This window comes from Roseivivax lentus (assembly GCF_900156805.1).
GTDB classification, from domain to species: domain Bacteria; phylum Pseudomonadota; class Alphaproteobacteria; order Rhodobacterales; family Rhodobacteraceae; genus Roseivivax; species Roseivivax lentus.
This window is the reverse complement of the sequence record NZ_FTOQ01000021.1, coordinates 1-16,318: the sequence shown is the minus strand read 5'-3', so window position 1 is coordinate 16,318 and position 16,318 is coordinate 1. Positions and strand designations below refer to the sequence as shown.

The following is a 16,318-nucleotide window of genomic DNA, read 5'->3' as shown; positions in this document are numbered from 1 at the left end:
GAGCGTCTCTCATGCCAGCATTCTGGATCGTCCTGATCGTCCTCGGGATCGCCGTCGCAGGTTTCGTCCTCGGCCGGTCCCGGGCGCTGAACGCCGTCATCGGCGACAGGCGCGACCTGCATTCGCTGCCGAATTATTACGGCTGGAACGCCGCGCTGAAAGGCGTGGTCCCGGCGCTGGGGCTGCTGGCGATCTGGCTGATCCTGCAGCCCATGCTGATCGAACGCGCGGTGACCGGGCTCGTGTCCGAGCAGGCCATCGCCGAAGAGCGCGATCTGGGTCTGGTTCTGGCGGATGTGCGCCGCGTGGCGGCGGGGCTCGATGCCGCCGTCGCGCAGGGGCTTCTGTCGGGCGACGCGGCCCGAGACCTCAGCACCGCGAGTGACGATATCCGGGCCACGCTGGCCACGGCCGGTGTCGCGCTCGGCTCCGATGTGCAGCCCGCGGTTCTGGCGGCGGCGCAGCGTTTCCGGGTCCTGTCGGGGCAGGCGGGGCTCGTGATGGTGGCGCTGGTGCTCGCGATCTCGGCGGGCGGCACGCTTTACGGTCTGCGCGAGGTGCGCCCGGATTTCCGCGCCCGCAACGTGGTGGAGCAGGGCATCCGCGCCATCCTGATCGGGGCCGCCTGCATCGCCATCCTGACGACCGTCGGCATCGTGCTGAGCCTCGTCTTCAACACGATCGAGTTCTTCCGCCTCTACCCGGCCGCGGATTTCTTCTTCTCGACCACCTGGTCCCCGTCCTTCGGGGGTGGCTCTGAGCTTGGCATCCTGCCGCTTTTGTGGGGCACGCTCTACATCTCGCTCATCGCCCTTCTGGTGGCCGTGCCCATCGGGCTCTTCGCCGCCGTCTACCTGTCGGAATACGCGACGAAGCGCGTCCGCTCGGTCGCCAAACCCGCCATCGAGATCCTCGCCGGCATTCCCACCATCGTCTACGGCCTCTTCGCGCTGCTGACCGTCGGGCCCTTGCTGATGAAGGTCTTCGGCGATGACGGCCTCGGCTGGATGCAGGCGGGCACGGCGGTGATGACCGCGGGGCTGGTGATGGGGATCATGCTGATCCCGTTTGTCTCCTCGCTGTCGGACGACATCATCAACGCCGTGCCGCAGGCGCTGCGCGACGGATCCTACGGGCTCGGGGCCACGCAATCCGAGACCATCCGCCAGGTCATCCTGCCCGCCGCCCTGCCGGGCATCGTGGGCGCGATCCTGCTCGCGGCGTCGCGCGCCATCGGCGAGACGATGATCGTCGTTCTGGGTGCCGGTGCCGCGGCCCGGATGGAACTCAATCCCTTCGAGGCGATGACCACCGTCACCGCGAAGATCGTCAGCCAGTTGACCGGGGACGCGGATTTCGCGAGCCCCGAGGCGCTCGTCGCCTTCGCGCTCGGCATGACGCTTTTCGTCATCACGCTCGGGCTCAACGTGCTCGCGCTCTACATCGTGCGCAAATACCGGGAGCAATACGAATGACCGATCTCTCCGCAGGCGCGGCTTCCGGCCAGACGCCCCGTTCCCTGACTCAGACCGATGCGCGCACCAAGAAGCGCAACGCCGCCGAGAAACGCTTCCGAGCCTATGGCATGGCGGCGATCGCGGCGGGCATGTTCTTTCTCGTGGTGCTCTTGGGCTCCATCGTCACCAATGGCGTGACCGCGTTCCAGCAGACCTTCCTGCAGGTGCCGGTCTATCTGGACCCCGAAAAGCTCGACAAGACCGGCAATCGCGACCCCGAGGAGATGAAGAAGGTCTCGACCTTCGGCTACAAGCCCCTGGTCGAGGACGCCGTCTTCGCCGCGGTGCAGGCGGCGGGCATCGAGACGGCCTTCGAGGATGCGGGCGACATGGACGCGCTCTTCTCGGCCTCGGCGGCCGCGCAGCTGCGCGACCGGGTGCTCGCCAATCCCGACCTCGTGGGTGAGACGGTGACGTTCAAAATCCTCGCCTCGAGCCGGGTCGACGGCTACCTCAAGGACCGCGTCACCCGGGACAGCGTCGCGCGGGACAAGAACATCGACGCCGCCCATCTCGATCTGGTGGACGGCATGCGCGATGCGAGCCTTGTGACCAAGAGCTTCAACTGGGATTTCATCACCGGCTCCGATGCCTCCGAAAGCCGCCCCGAACAGGCGGGCATGGGCGTCGCGATGCTGGGCTCGTTCTACATGATGCTCGTGGTGCTGGGCCTCGCGCTTCCCATCGGCGTCGCGGCCTCGATCTATCTCGAGGAATTCGCGCCGAAGAACCGCTTCACCGACCTCATCGAGGTGAACATCTCGAACCTCGCAGCGGTGCCCTCCATCGTCTTCGGCATTCTCGGCCTCGCGGTCTTCATCCAGTTCGTCGAGCTGCCGCAATCGGCCCCCATCGTCGGTGGCCTCGTGCTGACGCTGATGACGCTGCCGACGATCATCATCGCGACGCGCGCGTCGCTGCAATCGGTGCCGCCCTCCATTCGCGACGCCGCGCTCGGCGTCGGGGCCTCGAAGATGCAATCGGTCTTCCACCACGTCCTGCCGCTCGCCATGCCCGGCATCCTCACGGGCACGATCATCGGCCTCGCGCAGGCCCTGGGCGAGACCGCGCCGCTTCTGTTGATCGGGATGGTGGGCTACATTGCCACGAACTACCCCGACAACATCGCCTCGGGCTTCTTCGATCCGAACTCGGCCATGCCCGCGCAGATCTACGAATGGGCCAAGCGCGCCGATCCGGCCTATTACGAACGCGCCTGGGGCGGCATCATCATCCTTCTCGTCTTCCTCTTCGCGATGAACGCCATCGCGATCATCCTGCGCCGCCGCTTTGAGCGCCGCTGGTAAGGAGATATACCCATGTACGACACAGCATCCCGCCTGGAGGGCCAAGTGAGCGCCACAGACATCAAGATCGCGGCCCGCGACGTGCAGGTCTTCTATGGCGACAATCACGCCATCAAGGACGTGTCCGTCGATATCCAGGACAAGACCGTCACCGCCTTCATCGGGCCCTCGGGCTGCGGCAAGTCCACCTTCCTGCGCTGCCTCAACCGGATGAACGACACGATCGACATCGCCCGGATCGAGGGCGAGATCCTCATCGACGGCGAGGATATCTACGACAAGCGCGTCGACCCGGTGCAATTGCGCGCCAAGGTCGGCATGGTCTTCCAGAAGCCGAACCCGTTTCCGAAATCGATTTTCGACAACGTGGCCTACGGGCCCAAGATCCACGGGCTGTCGAAGACCCGCGCCGATCTCGATGACATCGTCGAACGGGCGCTGCGCCGCGCCGCACTCTGGGACGAGGTGAAGGACCGACTTACGGCGCCCGGAACGGGCCTTTCGGGCGGCCAGCAGCAGCGGCTCTGCATCGCGCGGGCCGTGGCGACCGAACCCGAGGTGCTGTTGATGGACGAGCCGTGCTCGGCGCTCGATCCCATCGCCACGGGCCAGGTCGAGGAACTGATCGACGAATTGCGCCAGGACTACTCGGTGGTGATCGTCACGCACTCGATGCAGCAGGCCGCGCGGGTCAGCCAGAAGACTGCCTTCTTCCACCTCGGCAGCCTCGTGGAATACGACACCACCGACAAGATTTTCACCAACCCCCAGGACAGCCGCACCGAGTCCTACATCACCGGACGGATCGGATAGAGACATGAGCGATATGACCCGGCACATTCATTCCGCCTTCGATCGCGATCTCGAAGGTATCCAGGCCCAGATCATGAAGATGGGCGGCCTTGTCGAGACGGCGATCCGCGACGCCGCCCGCAGCCTCGAGACCCGCGACGAGGAACTGGCCGAGCAGGTCCGCGCGGGCGACAAGGCGATCGACGCGCTGGAGGACAGCCTGAACGATGAGGCCGCCCGCGTGATCGCGCTGCGCGGCCCGCAGGCCTCCGATCTGCGCGTCGTGCTGTCGGTGATGCGGATGTCGGCCAATCTCGAACGGATCGGCGATCTGTCGAAGAACATGGCCAAGCGCACATCGGTGCTGACCCAGTTCCCGCCCGTCAACGGATCGGCAAAGTCGCTGCGCCGCATGGCCCGCGAGGTGGAGCGCATGCTGAAGGACGCGCTCGACGCCTATATCCAGCGCGATGCGGAACTGGCGCGCGACGTGATCGACCGCGACGGCGAGATCGACCAGATGTACAACACGCTCTTCCGCGAGCTTCTGACCTTCATGCTCGAGGATCCCCGGTCGATCACCGCCTGCATGCATCTGCATTTCATCGCCAAGAACATCGAACGGATGGGCGATCACATCACCTCCATCGCCGAGCAGGTGGTCTTCGTGGTCTCGGGCGAGCATCCCGACAAACCGCGCACCAAGGCCGACCGGACCTCGTTCGACCCGGCCTATTCGCTGGACACGGACGGCGAGTAATCCGCGATGTCGGGCGACAAACCCACCGTTCTGCTGGTCGAGGACGAAGCGGCGCAGCGCGAAGTGCTGAGCTACAACCTCGAGGCGGAGGGCTTCGCCGTGGCCCGCGCCGCCGATGGCGAGGAGGCGATGCTGCTGTTCGAGGAGGCACAGCCCGACCTCGTGATCCTCGACTGGATGCTGCCCCGGCTGTCGGGCATCGAGGTCTGCCGCCGGATCAAGATCCGCCCCGAGACGCGCGGCGTGCCGGTCATCATGCTGTCGGCCCGCGCCGAGGAGGTGGACCGCGTGCGGGGTCTCGAGACCGGCGCGGACGATTACGTCGTCAAACCCTATTCGGTGATCGAACTGATGGCCCGCGTGCGCGCCCAGCTGCGCCGCACCCGGCCCGCCGCCGCGGGGCAGGCGCTCAGCTACGACGATATCCTGCTCGATGGCGAAACCCATCGCGTGACCCGCGCGGGCCGGGAATTGAAGCTGGGTCCGACCGAGTTCCGCCTCCTGTCGACCTTCATGGAAAAGCCCGGGCGGGTCTGGACGCGCGAGCAGCTGCTCGACCGAGTCTGGGGCAGGGACGTCTTCGTCGACACCCGCACGGTGGACGTGCATGTGGGCCGTCTGCGCAAGGCGCTTGGCCAGCATGGCGGCGACGACGTGCTGCGCACGGTGCGGGGGACGGGCTACGCGCTGGGTTGACCATTGCATCGCTGCGTCGCGGCATTAGGTCTGATATCATGACCGGCGAAGGAGTCCCCTCATGAAACGCATAAATCTCGCCCTGCAGGGCGGCGGCGCGCATGGCGCCTATACCTGGGGTGTGCTGGACCGGCTTCTCGACGAACCGGACGTGGAGATCGCCGCCATCTCCGGCACCTCGGCGGGCGCGCTCAACGGTGCGGCCTTCAAGTCGGGCTATCACAAGAACGGCCGCGACGGGGCGCGCGCGGCGCTGGACTGGCTCTGGCACGAGATCGCCAATGTCCGCGATATCGGCCTGCCGGAATGGATGAATGCCTGGATGCCGCATCCGGGCGTTACCGCCCGGGCGCTGGAATATTCGCCCGGCTATGCGTTCAGCGACGCCGCGAGCCGGGTGCTCTCGCCCTATAGCTGGGGGCCGCTTTACCGCAATCCGCTGACGCATATCGTCGAGCAGCTCGATTACGCCTCGGTCTGCGCCGATGACGGCCCGCTGCTCTTCGTGGGCGCGACCAGCGTGCGCGACGGCAAGGTGCGGGTCTTTTCGGGTGACAAGATCGGCACCGAGGCGATCCTCGCCTCGGCCTGCCTGCCCACGCTTTTCCAGGCGGTCGAGGTGACCTGCCCCTATACGGGCCGCCGCGAGGTCTGCTGGGATGGCGGCTATTCCGGCAACCCGGCGCTCTTCCCGCTCTACGACAAGAGCCTGCCGGACGACGTGGTGATCGTGAACATCAACCCGCTGATCCGCGAAGAGGTGCCGCAGACGGCACCCGAGATCCAGAACCGCATCAACGAGATCAGCTTCAACTCCGCGCTTCTGAAGGAACTGCGGGCGATCGAATTCGTGCAGCGCCTGCTGCGGGACGGGTCGGTGAAGCCCGGCACGATGAAGAACGTGCTGGTGCACATGATCGCCGATGATGACTTCATGACCGAGCTGTCGGTGGCGACGAAGCTCATCCCGGTTCCGGGCCTGATTTCGCAGCTGAAGGCGGCGGGCCGGGCGCGGGCGGACGCCTTCCTCGCCGCGCACAAGGAGGATCTGAACAAGAACCAGACCGCCGATCTGGTGGCGATGTTCAATTGATCTGAGACGGGTCGCCGGGTGTGGCGCGGCACCCGGCACGCATTGCGCTGGTCGCAGAATTCACCGGCATCTGAGCGGCTAGCGTCGTGCTGGCAGCCGGACCGTACGCGCCTTGCGCCTTATTCCGCCGCGCGCATCGGTGCGGTGTCGGGGGGCTGGGTCGGGTCCTTGGCGTTGGGATAGACGAGGCCTGCCGAGATCACGAGTTTCGCCGCGTCCTCGAGCGTCATCTCCAGTTCGATTACGTCTTCGACCGGCAGGAACAGCAAGAAGCCCGAGGTGGGGTTCGGGGTCGTCGGGATGAAGACCGACACGAGCCCGCTCGTGGTCACGGCCTTTTCCGCCACCTCGCCGCGCGTGTCGGTCGAGATGAAGCCGATCACCCAGATTCCCCGGCGCGGATATTCGATCAGGCAGGCCTTCTCGAAGCTGCGGTCGGATTGCACGAAGACCGTCTCGGCGATCTGCTTCACACCGGAATAGACCGACCGCACGATGGGCATGCGCAGCACCACCGTCTCGCCCCAGCGGATAAGCGACCGGCCGATCAGGCCCTTGGCGACCCAGCCCACGAGCAGCGTGAAGAGCAGCAGGAAGATCACGCCCACGCCGCGCAGGTTGATGCCGATATATTCCTCGGGATTGAAGCGCGCGGGCACCAGCGGCAGGACGAAGGCGTCGATCCAGCCGATCACCGTCCAGACCAGCCAGATCGTCAGGCCGACCGGCAGGATCACGACCATACCCGTCAGGAACGAGGCGCGCAGGCGCGACAGGAGGCTCGGGCTGGGCGGTTTGGGATCGAAGGGTTCGGTCATCGTCGCGGCTTGGGTTGGGTGTCGTCTCAAGAGCTATGCTGCGGCGCGCGAAACTACAATGGCTGGCGGAAAATGCCTGTGCCTCAGCCGCCCTGGCTGACCATTTCGCGGGCAATCCGCGCACCGAGCGCGGCATTGTTCAGAACCAGCGCCACATTCGCTTCGAGCGACCGTCCGTCGGTCAGCTCATAGATGCGCTGCAGCAGGTAGGGCGTGACGTCCTTTCCGTGGATGCCGTGCGCCGTGGCGTCCTGCATCGCGCGGGCGATGAGCGGCGTCATCTCGCCGCGCGGGATCTCGGCGGCCTCGGGGATCGGGTTGGCGATGAGCTGCCCGCCCGCGAGGCCCAGCTGCCCGCGCATCCGGTGCGCCCGGGCGATGGTGGCCGGGTCGTCCATGCGCAGCGGCGCGCGCAGACCCGCGCTGCGCGACCAGAAGGCGGGCAGGGCGTCCTGACCGAAGGCGATGACCGGCACGCCCAGAGTCTCAAGAACCTCGAGCGTCTTCGGCAGATCGAGGATGGCCTTGGCGCCCGCGGCGATCACGCTCACCGGGGTCTGCGCGAGTTCCTGCAGGTCGGCGGAGACGTCGAAACTGTCCTCGGCGCCGCGATGGACGCCGCCGATCCCGCCGGTGGCGAAGACCGCGATGCCGGCGCGGTGCGCGGCGATCATCGTCGCGGCGACGGTGGTCGCGCCGGTGCGGCCCGCGGCCATGCAGACGGCCAGATCGGCGCGGCTGAGCTTGGCCACGCGCTCCGCCGCGGCAAGGGTCTGCAGCTGCGCGTCGGAGAGCCCCACGCAGAGCTCGCCCTCGAGCACCGCCACCGTGGCGGGCACCGCGCCTTCGTCACGCACCGCCGCCTCGATCCGCCGGGCCACGTCGAGGTTCTGCGGTTTCGGCAGACCGTGGGTGATGATCGTCGATTCGAGCGCGACGACGGGCCGGTTTTCATCCAGCGCGGCGGCGACTTCGGGGGACAGGTGGATCAGGCTCATGACGGGGTTTCTCCGGATACGTATTGCGCGGCGGCATCGAGGGCACGGGCCAGGGCGGCCGCGCGGTCCGCCCCCCTTGCCTCGCTGGCGATATGGGCGGCCATGAAGGTGTCTCCCGCCCCGGTGACGCGGGTGACGAGCACCTGTCGCGGCGTCGCGGTCAGAACGCCGTCGGCGGTGGCATCGGCGGCGGGGCGTCCGCCATCGGTCACCAGCGCCCGCGCCGCACCGCGGGCGACAAGCCCCAGCGCCGCTTCGGCTGCGGAGCCGAATGCCTGATGGCAGAGGATGCCCGCCTCCTCGAGATTGACGTAAAGCGCGCCCCGCTCGGCCCGCAGGAAAGGCATCAGCCGTTCGGCCTTGCCGGGCGAGGCGGGTGCGATGCGCAGATCCGCGCGCGACAGGCGGGGATCGTGGGCGATCTCTTCGAGAAGCTGCGCGGTCAGGTTGCCGTCGATGGCGACCGGACCGGCATAGGGCAGGGCCTCCGTGCCGAAGGTACCGTTGCCCAGCGGCGCCAGGATCTTCGCGCCCGCGGCTTCCAGCGAATGCGCATCGGCGATGGCGGCGATCAGCCCGTTCGCGCCCTCGACCGCCATGTAGCGATCCGTCGGCAGGTCCTCGGAGCGGTAGACATGCGCCGTCTCAAGACCGAGGCCCGCGCATTGCTGCAAAAGCTCCTCGCCCTCCGCGTCGCGGCCCACCGCGCTCAGGAGCGCGGGCCGCATGCCGAACCGCGCCAGCGTCATCGCGATATTGAGCGCGACACCGCCCGGCAGGCGGATGATCCGCCCCGGCACATCCGCGCCCTTCTCCATATGCGAGGGCGCGCGCCCAATCATGTCCCAGAGGACCGAACCGATACACAGAATGTCGGGTGGGCGTGTCATGCCTTTTTGTGACCGAGTGCGCGGATCATCGCAAGCCATTGGCGCAAGTATGCGATTTCCCTTTGCCAAGGCATCCCGGCGGCTTGACATCGTGGACAACGCGCCACTTGGTTTGAGACCAATTGCCCGTATCGAAAGACCTCCGACATGCTCCGCGCCCTGCTGACTTCCCTGTTCTGCACCTTCGCCGGCCTTGCCGCCGCGCATGAGGTGCGCCCCGCCATCGCCGATCTGACCGTCACGGAAGGCAGGCTTGAGCTGTCGGTGACGCTGAATGCGGAGGCGCTGGTCGCGGGGGCCGATCTGGAAGGGGTGGAGGACACCAATGCGCTCGATCTGTCGGACGAGATCGACGCGCTCCGCGCTTTGCCGCCCGAGGCGCTGGCCGCGCGCCTGTCGGAGATGCGCGCGACCGTGACGGAGCGCATCGGCATCGAGGCGGGCGGGAAAACCGTCGCGCTGAGCATGACCGAAATCAGCCCGGGCCCCGTCGGAAATCCCGAGCTGCCGCGCGACACGGTGCTGGCCTTCGAGGGCACGCTGCCCGCGGGCGCGGACAGCCTCACCGTCACGTGGCCCGCAGATTGGGGCACGGTCGTGCTGCGCCAGCAGGGCGTCGAGGAGCCCTATACCGGCTATCTCTCGGGCGGCACCCCGTCCGAGCCCATCGCCATCGGCGGGGGCGGCGCGGACAGCGCGGGCGAGGCTTTCCTCGGCTACATCCCCGTGGGGTTCGAGCATATCCTGCCCATGGGGCTCGATCACATCCTCTTCGTGCTGGGCCTGTTCTTCCTCTCGGCACGTCTCGGAGCGCTTCTGTGGCAGGTTTCTGCCTTCACGCTGGCCCATACGGTGACGCTGGCGCTGGGGGGGCTCGGCTACGTGAACGTCCCGGGATATATCGTCGAGCCGATCATCGCCGCCTCCATCGTCTTCGTCGCGGTCGAGAACATCACCTCCAGCGGGCTGTCGCGCTGGCGGCCCTTCGTGGTCTTCGGCTTCGGGCTCTTGCATGGTCTGGGCTTTGCCTCCGTGCTGGTCGAATTCGGCCTGCCGCAGGACCAGTTCATCCCGGCGCTGATCGGCTTCAACGTCGGCGTGGAGCTGGGCCAGCTTGCCGTGATCGCGATCGCCTTCGCGGTGGTCTTCGTCGCGCTGCGGGTCGACGCGCTGGATTATTCCGAACGCACCGGGCAGGTCTTCTACGCGGTGATCGCGCTGATCTTCGTGGTGCTGACCGTGCTCCTGCGCGGCAGCGGCATGCTGTCGGAATTCGACGTCTCGGCGCCGATCTTCCTGATCCCCCTGGCCGGGCTGTCGCTGCTATGCTTCCTGTCGGCCAGCAATGTCGACAAGCTGGAGGCCTACCGCACCTTCGTGGCGGTCCCGGCCTCGGCGGCGATCGCGCTGGTGGGCGCCTACTGGTTCGTCGAGCGGGTGTTCCTGTAAGCGCCCGGGCACCCGGACAAGGCGGCGCCGGTCACTCCGGCGGCGCCGCCTCGCCGAAATGTGCGGGGTCGGTGTAATCGCGCCCGAGATGCAGGACCGACAGGTCCGCCAACAGACCCTCGGCCTTGATCTCGTCATAGGCCGCCTCCACCTCCGCCACGCCCAGCGGGCTGCCTTTCGGCACCGCGATATAGGTCGGGGTCACGAAGATCGTGTCGGCGGACACGGCGATGGCGAAGCCTTGCTTGCGGAAATACTCGGCGAAACGCGCGCTGGTGACGCCATGGGTGATGGACGGGTCCTCGCCGGACAATTCGCGCAGCATGTCCGTATCGGTGGTGAATTCCACGATCTCGGCCTCCGGGTAGCGCGGTTGGCCCATCTCGCCATCCGCCGCCATGTAATTGCCCTCCAGGAAGGCGCGATAGACGCAGCCCCGGCAGACGCCGATCCGGTCGCCCGGGCCGGGTGCCGGCAGGGGGCCCTCCTCCGTCTCGGCGCCGATCAGCACGACGAAATCGTAGTAATAGGCCCCGACGAAATCGAAGACCTCCCGCCGCCGGTCGGTGATCGACATGGAGGCCACCGCGAAGGACCATTCCTCGGGCCAGGCACCGCTCTGGATCCGGACGAAGTCGGCGGCGGCGAATTCCGGCGAGGCGCCGAGCTTCTCCGACAACGCGCGGGCGACGGCGATGTCGAAGCCGTCGGGCGTGCCATCCGCCTGCAGGTAGGAAAGGGGCGGGTATTCGCTGTCGAAGGGCAGCACCACCTCCTGACCCGCGGCCCGATGCGGTGCCGCACCGAGGCTGGCCAGCAGCGCCAGGAGGGCGAGGCTGCGGCGGGGCTCAGCTGCCCTGCGATTGGTGCACATTCACACTCTCCTGCGACCAGTCCTTGAGCAGCGTGATGAAGGAGCCGAAGTAGAAGCCGATGATCAGCCCGCCCCAATTGGCCAGCGTCTCCGGCACCTCGTATCCGGGTGCCAGCAGCGGCATCAGCGCCACGACGCCGATCACCGCCAGCGCGATGATCGACGAGACCGAGACCGCGCAGAAGACGACGAAACGCTTGGAGGATTGATCGAGACCGACGCGCGTCGTGCGAATGTCGGGCCGCGGCACGGGGGAGGGGGTGTTCATTCTGGCGTCCTTTCTGAAATGCGCAGGGAAATATCCTTGAGATCGCGGATACGGACATCTGCCGCCGCGGTCGCGAATTCGAGACGGGATTCGGCGCGCAGGCTGGCATCGGCGAAATCGCCCCATTGCGCGCGCAGAAACGGCTTTTCGGACGCATCCTCGATGATCGCGTCGATCGTGGGCCCGGTGCCGAAGCCCGACATGGTCTCGAGGCAGGTGCCCCAGTCGAGAAAGAGCCGCCTTTGCGCGGTCCAGGCCATGCGGATCGCCTCGGCATCGGCCAGCGCGCGCGCGGCGTTCTCCGATAGCGAGACGCAATCGCCCGCCTCGGCATGAAGCGCCGAGAGGTGCTGGTAGACCCGCACGACCGGCAGATCGGCCAGGTCGGCCTCGGCGCCGTCCAGCGCATCGATCATCGCGGTCCCGAGCAGCAGCGCCGCATCGCGCACCGTGCCGGCGGACCCGTATGCCCGGTCGAGATCGGACGCGCCAACCAGCGTGTCGAGAAGATCGAGCTCGACCAGCCAGCGTTCCCGAAACGGAAGGTCGGAATAGCCCGACAGTTGGATCGCCAGTTCCTCGGGCGTGGCGGGCGCGTAAGAGGGCGGCCCGGCGCCGGCGGCAAGCTGGGCGCGCAGGACCTTCACGAAGAGCAGGAAATTGTCGAGTTCGGGATTGTAATCGATGGCGCCCAGGGCCGCCTTGTAGGCGCGCTCGAAATCGCTGTCGGACAGGCGCGAGAGGCGCAGGATCTGGTTCACCTCGATCCGGTAGAGCTCGGCGAATTGCGCCCGGGTCTTCAGCACGATTTCGCGCTGGATCGGCTGGCCGCCCAGATAGCGGGGGTTCATCCGGACCAGCAGTTTTCCCGGATCCGCGGGCAAGAGGTTGCTTGGTCGGTCGACATCGATGAAGACGAAGTAATTGCTGCGCTCCTGCCCGCCGATGTAATCGTTCAGGCGATCCTCGCCGTAGATGAAAGTGCTCGGCTCGCCACGCTTCGTGGGTACGATCGAATCCTCTTCGGGCATCCCTGGCGCCGTCGAGGGGCTGAAGGGATAGACCTCGTAGTGCACCGTGGGCGGGCTCGTCAGCGAATAGGATTCATCCTTCAGCGTGACGTGCAGGAAATACTTTTCCTGCGCATACCCAGCCCCGGCAGAGGCCAGAACCAAGGCCGACACACATGTTATTCCGAGCAGTCGCATCCCGTAATCGTCCCGTCTGAATCGAGACTTTCGCTACAACAGGTCAGGCCGTTGGAGAGTTGGCAGCAATGAAGCACCGGGCCATCGGCGTCGGTTGCCATGCAGGCCGGGCGGTCGGGCGCCGGGGACAGCACCGTCGCGACGGCGAAAAGGAGCGTCGTGAAAGCCATGACGAAAGAACTCGGATTAAAAAATAAACGTGTTTAATAATGGAACGGTACATGCAAAACGCGAAAATGTAAACGACGCTCTCGCAGAGCGGTTTTTCCCGCAAGCGGCCCTTGCGGATGGGCGCGAAGGCGTGTAACGCGCACCCATTCAATCCCGCAGGCAGGGCGGGCGTTCGGGGGAGACATCCCCGGCGTCCACCGGTTGTCCGGCAGCGCAAGCTTCGGATCACATCCCCGCCAAGGCGTAAACCGGAAAGGAAAAGGCATGGCTCTTCCCGAGTTCACCATGCGTCAGCTCCTCGAAGCTGGCGTTCACTTCGGCCACCAGACGCAGCGCTGGAACCCCCGTATGGGCGAGTTCATCTACGGCGAGCGCAACGGCATCCACATCATGGACCTGACGCAGACCGTCCCGATGCTGGACGCGGCGCTGAATGTCATTCGCGAAACCGTCGCCAAGGGCGGCTCGGTCCTCTTCGTCGGCACTAAGCGCCAGGCACAGCTGCCGATCGCGGAAGCCGCCGAAAAGTGCGCGCAATTCTACATGAACCACCGCTGGCTCGGCGGCACCCTGACCAACTGGCAGACCGTGTCGAAGTCGATCAACCGTCTGAAGTCGATCGACGAGCAGATGGAAGGCGGCGCAGAGGGCCTCACCAAGAAAGAGCGCCTCGGCATGGAGCGCGAGCAGGGCAAACTGCAGGCCTCGCTCGGTGGTATCCGCGAGATGGGCGGCCTGCCCGACCTGCTCTTCGTCATCGACGTGAAGAAAGAAGCGCTGGCAGTGCTCGAGGCCAAGAAGCTGGGCATCCCGGTCGTGGCCGTGGTCGACACCAACTGCTCGCCCGATGGCATCGACTACATCATCCCCGGCAATGACGACGCCGCGCGCGCGATCGCGCTCTATTGCGATCTCGCCTCCCGCGCAGCGCTCGACGGCATGTCGGGCCAGATGGAAGCGGCAGGCGTCGATCTCGGCGCGCTCGAGAACACGCCCGTCGAAGACGTGGTGGCCGAAGAGGCCGCACCGGCCGCCGACGCCTGATCTTGCGGGGCAGCGCCGCCGCGCGCTGCCCGTCCTTCAGCGATTTGACCGGGCAGGGGCCTTTGCCGCCCCGCCCGATGACCCCTACTTGAGGAGAGCCCCATGGCGATCACAGCAGCACAGGTGAAAGAACTGCGCGATATGACCGGCGCCGGCATGATGGATGCCAAGAAAGCGCTGACCGAAAACGGCGGTGACATGGAGGCGGCGGTCGACTGGCTGCGCACCAAGGGCCTCGCCAAGGCCGCCAAGAAGTCGGGCCGCACCGCGGCCGAGGGCCTCGTGGCCGTCTCCGTCGACGGCGGCACCGGCGTCGCGGTCGAGGTCAATGCCGAGACCGATTTCGTCGCCAAGAACGCCGAGTTCCAGAAGATGGTCTCCGACATCTCGAGCGCCGCTCTGGGCGTCGACAGCGTCGAGGCCCTGGCCGAGGCCGAGGTCGACGGCAAGGCCGTCAAGACCATGATCACTGACAACATCGCCAAGATCGGCGAGAACATGACCCTGCGCCGCATGGCGAAGATCGAGGGCGGTCAGGTCGTCTGCTACGTCCACAACGCCGCGACCGACGGCATGGGCAATATCGGCGTGCTGGTCGCGCTGTCGGGCGACAACGAAGCATTCGGCCGTCAGGTCGCGATGCATATCGCCGCCGCCAACCCCGCATCGCTCGGCGAGGCCGATCTCGACCCCGCCGTGGTCGAGAAGGAGCGTCAGGTCCAGATCGACATCGCCCGCGAATCCGGCAAGCCCGAGCAGGTCATCGAGAAGATGATCGAGGGCCGCATGAAGAAGTTCCTCTCCGAGGTCACGCTGCTCGGTCAGGCCTTCGTCATCGACCCCGACAAGACCGTCGCCGAGGCCGCCACGGATGCCGGCGTCGAGATCACCGGCTTCGTGCGGATGCAGGTCGGTGAAGGCATCGAGAAGAAGCAAGAGGATTTCGCAGCCGAAGTCGCGAAAGCGGCCCAGGGCGGCTGATCCGGACCCCGCCGTCCGATCAGCTCGGCGAAACAAGGCAAGCCGCCCCGGGACGGGGCGGCTTTTTTATTTTCAAACAATCACTTGTGGATACTTGTTAAACAAGAACACCAGCGCAATACCCGACCGATCAATGACATTGGGGATGAGATAAAGATCGGTCGGGCTTCGACGCCTGGACTGAAAATACAGCCAGATCGACGAACGGTTTGCACCGAAGATCACGCAGAGCCCTGAAATTGCAGGGGTACGAGAGCTTTTTGTTCCGGGCCTTTTGGTCATCTCCCGGGAACACGTACACTCTGGCACCTGACGCTGCGTAAAGAAAGTCCGGAATTCCTGACTTCGGGAATCGACCCGGTCCGACCCTGCGTTTCGCCCTAGAGATCGAGCACGAACATCTGGTTCTGGAACGCCGCTTTCAGCACCGCCTGCGCCGTCGTCTCGACGTTGAGCGCGGCCCGGGCCAGCCGCAGATGCTTCTCCACCGTGGCCGGCGTGAGGCCCATCAGGGCCGCGGTATCGGCGGTTGTCTTGCCGTCGCCGACCCATTCCAGCGCCTCGCGCTGGCGCTTCGTCAGCGTCTGGTTCGGCGGCGTATAGGGCAGGGTGAGGATCTTCAGATGCGCGACGTTGCAAAGGATCTGGATTTCCGAGGAATGCGCCTGCCAGATGGAATCCACCTCGGCCTGGCTGATCCCGGACCGCGCCGTCAGCGCGATCGCACCCTTGGCCCGGCGCGACACCGAGCGGAATGAGATCGAATAGCCGGCCTTGATATCATGGGAATGGTTGAAGGCCACGACGCGCCGCTCGGCATCGGTCAGAACGCCTTCGTCCGCCATCTGCTGCAACACGCGCCAGGAACAGGCGCCGTCGTTGTTCAGCGCCCAACGCACCATCGGCGCTTCGCGATAGAGACGCTGATCGAAAAAGGGCTGCGTGTAGCTGTTGGAGAAGTTCGTGAGCACGAGGAAGTCGTCCGGATCGCCGAGCGACTGACCAGACCGGAATCGCGTGAAGCCATAGAGCAACCGGTCGAAGCCATAGACCTCCATGGCTTCGCACAGATTGGACCAGACCTCTTCGATCTGATCGTATTGCGTCATCGCGAGGACACGCTTCTGAAGGTCGAGCGAAGCGGCCTGATCCCGCGCGCCGATGTCGGTCATGACAAGCGCCTCCGTGAACGCCTCAGTGATAGCGCTCGCGGAGGTACTCTGTCCAGCATCTGGGGCCGGAGCGGGCGAGCCTGTGGCTTGGTTCGGATTTTTGTTTAGGGTCAGAGGGCTGCGGGCCGTTTCTCAGTCTATTAAGTTTACATAATACTGATTATAAGACTGACAGATGTGTAGCGGGCACATTCTAAACTGGGTTGCGACAAATCCCCTATCTTGCTGGAAAGCAAGGAGAATGGAATTGGCCCACACAGAACTGGATTTGCGTGAGAGG

Annotated in this window: 16 protein-coding genes; 9 read left to right on the top strand and 7 right to left on the bottom strand. The window is 65.9% G+C overall.

Annotated features, from left to right (window positions below):
- Nucleotides 1-11 precede the first annotated feature (11 nt).
- The 6 genes from pstC (at nt 12) to BW990_RS19150 (ending at nt 6,165) form a co-directional block, all read left to right on the top strand.
- On the top strand, nt 12-1,475 hold the full coding sequence (pstC, locus tag BW990_RS19175; RefSeq protein WP_076450788.1) for a phosphate ABC transporter permease subunit PstC: 1,464 nt from the start codon (nt 12-14) through the stop codon (nt 1,473-1,475).
- A complete protein-coding gene (gene pstA / locus BW990_RS19170; protein ID WP_076450786.1) occupies nt 1,472-2,824 on the top strand; it encodes a phosphate ABC transporter permease PstA in 1,353 nt (450 codons plus the stop codon). Before pstC ends, pstA begins: the two co-directional genes overlap by 4 nt.
- Nucleotides 2,825-2,836: 12 nt before the next feature.
- Complete coding sequence (gene pstB / locus BW990_RS19165; protein WP_076450783.1) at nt 2,837-3,637, top strand: phosphate ABC transporter ATP-binding protein PstB; 801 nt, start codon at nt 2,837-2,839, stop codon at nt 3,635-3,637.
- Nucleotides 3,638-3,641: 4 nt separating this feature from the next.
- Entirely contained in the window at nt 3,642-4,376 is a 735-nt protein-coding gene (gene phoU / locus BW990_RS19160; RefSeq protein WP_076450781.1) for a phosphate signaling complex protein PhoU, read from the top strand.
- Nucleotides 4,377-4,382: 6 nt separating this feature from the next.
- Nucleotides 4,383-5,072 carry a phosphate regulon transcriptional regulator PhoB gene (gene phoB / locus BW990_RS19155; protein WP_076450778.1) on the top strand — a complete coding sequence of 230 codons (690 nt, stop codon included), beginning with the start codon at nt 4,383-4,385 and terminating at the stop codon, nt 5,070-5,072.
- 61 nt (nt 5,073-5,133) lie between these two features.
- Nucleotides 5,134-6,165: a patatin-like phospholipase family protein gene (locus BW990_RS19150; RefSeq protein ID WP_076450775.1), complete on the top strand. Its 1,032-nt coding sequence runs from the start codon at nt 5,134-5,136 to the stop codon at nt 6,163-6,165.
- Between the two features lie 119 nt (nt 6,166-6,284).
- Here the strand turns inward: BW990_RS19150 and BW990_RS19145 are convergent, their stop codons facing one another.
- From BW990_RS19145 to BW990_RS19135, 3 genes are all read right to left on the bottom strand, one after another.
- Nucleotides 6,285-6,983 carry a DUF502 domain-containing protein gene (locus BW990_RS19145; RefSeq protein ID WP_076450773.1) on the bottom strand — a complete coding sequence of 233 codons (699 nt, stop codon included), beginning with the start codon at nt 6,981-6,983 and terminating at the stop codon, nt 6,285-6,287.
- 83 nt (nt 6,984-7,066) lie between these two features.
- Entirely contained in the window at nt 7,067-7,981 is a 915-nt protein-coding gene (locus BW990_RS19140; protein ID WP_076450771.1) for a pseudouridine-5'-phosphate glycosidase, read from the bottom strand.
- Complete coding sequence (locus tag BW990_RS19135) at nt 7,978-8,871, bottom strand: PfkB family carbohydrate kinase (protein WP_076450769.1); 894 nt, start codon at nt 8,869-8,871, stop codon at nt 7,978-7,980. The genes BW990_RS19140 and BW990_RS19135 overlap by 4 nt, the downstream gene beginning before the upstream one ends.
- A gap of 147 nt (nt 8,872-9,018) precedes the next feature.
- Here BW990_RS19135 and BW990_RS19130 point away from each other — a divergent pair, with 147 nt between their 5' ends.
- Nucleotides 9,019-10,320 carry a HupE/UreJ family protein gene (locus BW990_RS19130; RefSeq protein WP_076450766.1) on the top strand — a complete coding sequence of 434 codons (1,302 nt, stop codon included), beginning with the start codon at nt 9,019-9,021 and terminating at the stop codon, nt 10,318-10,320.
- Between the two features lie 31 nt (nt 10,321-10,351).
- Here the strand turns inward: BW990_RS19130 and BW990_RS19125 are convergent, their stop codons facing one another.
- The 3 genes from BW990_RS19125 to BW990_RS19115 are packed head-to-tail and all read right to left on the bottom strand — an operon-like array spanning nt 10,352 to nt 12,646.
- On the bottom strand, nt 10,352-11,194 hold the full coding sequence (locus tag BW990_RS19125; protein WP_076450764.1) for a transporter substrate-binding domain-containing protein: 843 nt from the start codon (nt 11,192-11,194) through the stop codon (nt 10,352-10,354).
- On the bottom strand, nt 11,169-11,462 hold the full coding sequence (locus tag BW990_RS19120; RefSeq protein WP_076450762.1) for a hypothetical protein: 294 nt from the start codon (nt 11,460-11,462) through the stop codon (nt 11,169-11,171). Before BW990_RS19120 ends, BW990_RS19125 begins: the two co-directional genes overlap by 26 nt.
- On the bottom strand, nt 11,459-12,646 hold the full coding sequence (locus tag BW990_RS19115; protein WP_143526291.1) for a hypothetical protein: 1,188 nt from the start codon (nt 12,644-12,646) through the stop codon (nt 11,459-11,461). The genes BW990_RS19120 and BW990_RS19115 overlap by 4 nt, the downstream gene beginning before the upstream one ends.
- A gap of 459 nt (nt 12,647-13,105) precedes the next feature.
- Between BW990_RS19115 and rpsB the strand changes: the two genes are divergently transcribed.
- On the top strand, nt 13,106-13,885 hold the full coding sequence (gene rpsB, locus BW990_RS19110) for a 30S ribosomal protein S2 (RefSeq protein ID WP_076450757.1): 780 nt from the start codon (nt 13,106-13,108) through the stop codon (nt 13,883-13,885).
- Nucleotides 13,886-13,987: 102 nt separating this feature from the next.
- On the top strand, nt 13,988-14,866 hold the full coding sequence (tsf, locus tag BW990_RS19105) for a translation elongation factor Ts (RefSeq protein WP_076450755.1): 879 nt from the start codon (nt 13,988-13,990) through the stop codon (nt 14,864-14,866).
- A gap of 380 nt (nt 14,867-15,246) precedes the next feature.
- On the opposite strand, the gene BW990_RS19100 is transcribed toward tsf, so the two are convergent.
- Nucleotides 15,247-16,038, bottom strand: a complete 792-nt coding sequence (locus BW990_RS19100; protein ID WP_083950726.1) for a LuxR family transcriptional regulator — start codon at nt 16,036-16,038, stop codon at nt 15,247-15,249.
- Nucleotides 16,039-16,318: the final 280 nt, after the last annotated feature.

Coding starts and splice junctions, on each gene's coding strand:
- pstC (WP_076450788.1), top strand. CDS start 12: ATGCCAGCATTCTGGATCGTCCTGATCGTCCTCGGGATCGCCGTCGCA.
- pstA (WP_076450786.1), top strand. CDS start 1,472: ATGACCGATCTCTCCGCAGGCGCGGCTTCCGGCCAGACGCCCCGTTCC.
- pstB (WP_076450783.1), top strand. CDS start 2,837: ATGTACGACACAGCATCCCGCCTGGAGGGCCAAGTGAGCGCCACAGAC.
- phoU (WP_076450781.1), top strand. CDS start 3,642: ATGAGCGATATGACCCGGCACATTCATTCCGCCTTCGATCGCGATCTC.
- phoB (WP_076450778.1), top strand. CDS start 4,383: ATGTCGGGCGACAAACCCACCGTTCTGCTGGTCGAGGACGAAGCGGCG.
- BW990_RS19150 (WP_076450775.1), top strand. CDS start 5,134: ATGAAACGCATAAATCTCGCCCTGCAGGGCGGCGGCGCGCATGGCGCC.
- BW990_RS19145 (WP_076450773.1), bottom strand. CDS start 6,983: ATGACCGAACCCTTCGATCCCAAACCGCCCAGCCCGAGCCTCCTGTCG.
- BW990_RS19140 (WP_076450771.1), bottom strand. CDS start 7,981: ATGAGCCTGATCCACCTGTCCCCCGAAGTCGCCGCCGCGCTGGATGAA.
- BW990_RS19135 (WP_076450769.1), bottom strand. CDS start 8,871: ATGACACGCCCACCCGACATTCTGTGTATCGGTTCGGTCCTCTGGGAC.
- BW990_RS19130 (WP_076450766.1), top strand. CDS start 9,019: ATGCTCCGCGCCCTGCTGACTTCCCTGTTCTGCACCTTCGCCGGCCTT.
- BW990_RS19125 (WP_076450764.1), bottom strand. CDS start 11,194: ATGTGCACCAATCGCAGGGCAGCTGAGCCCCGCCGCAGCCTCGCCCTC.
- BW990_RS19120 (WP_076450762.1), bottom strand. CDS start 11,462: ATGAACACCCCCTCCCCCGTGCCGCGGCCCGACATTCGCACGACGCGC.
- rpsB (WP_076450757.1), top strand. CDS start 13,106: ATGGCTCTTCCCGAGTTCACCATGCGTCAGCTCCTCGAAGCTGGCGTT.
- tsf (WP_076450755.1), top strand. CDS start 13,988: ATGGCGATCACAGCAGCACAGGTGAAAGAACTGCGCGATATGACCGGC.
- BW990_RS19100 (WP_083950726.1), bottom strand. CDS start 16,038: ATGACCGACATCGGCGCGCGGGATCAGGCCGCTTCGCTCGACCTTCAG.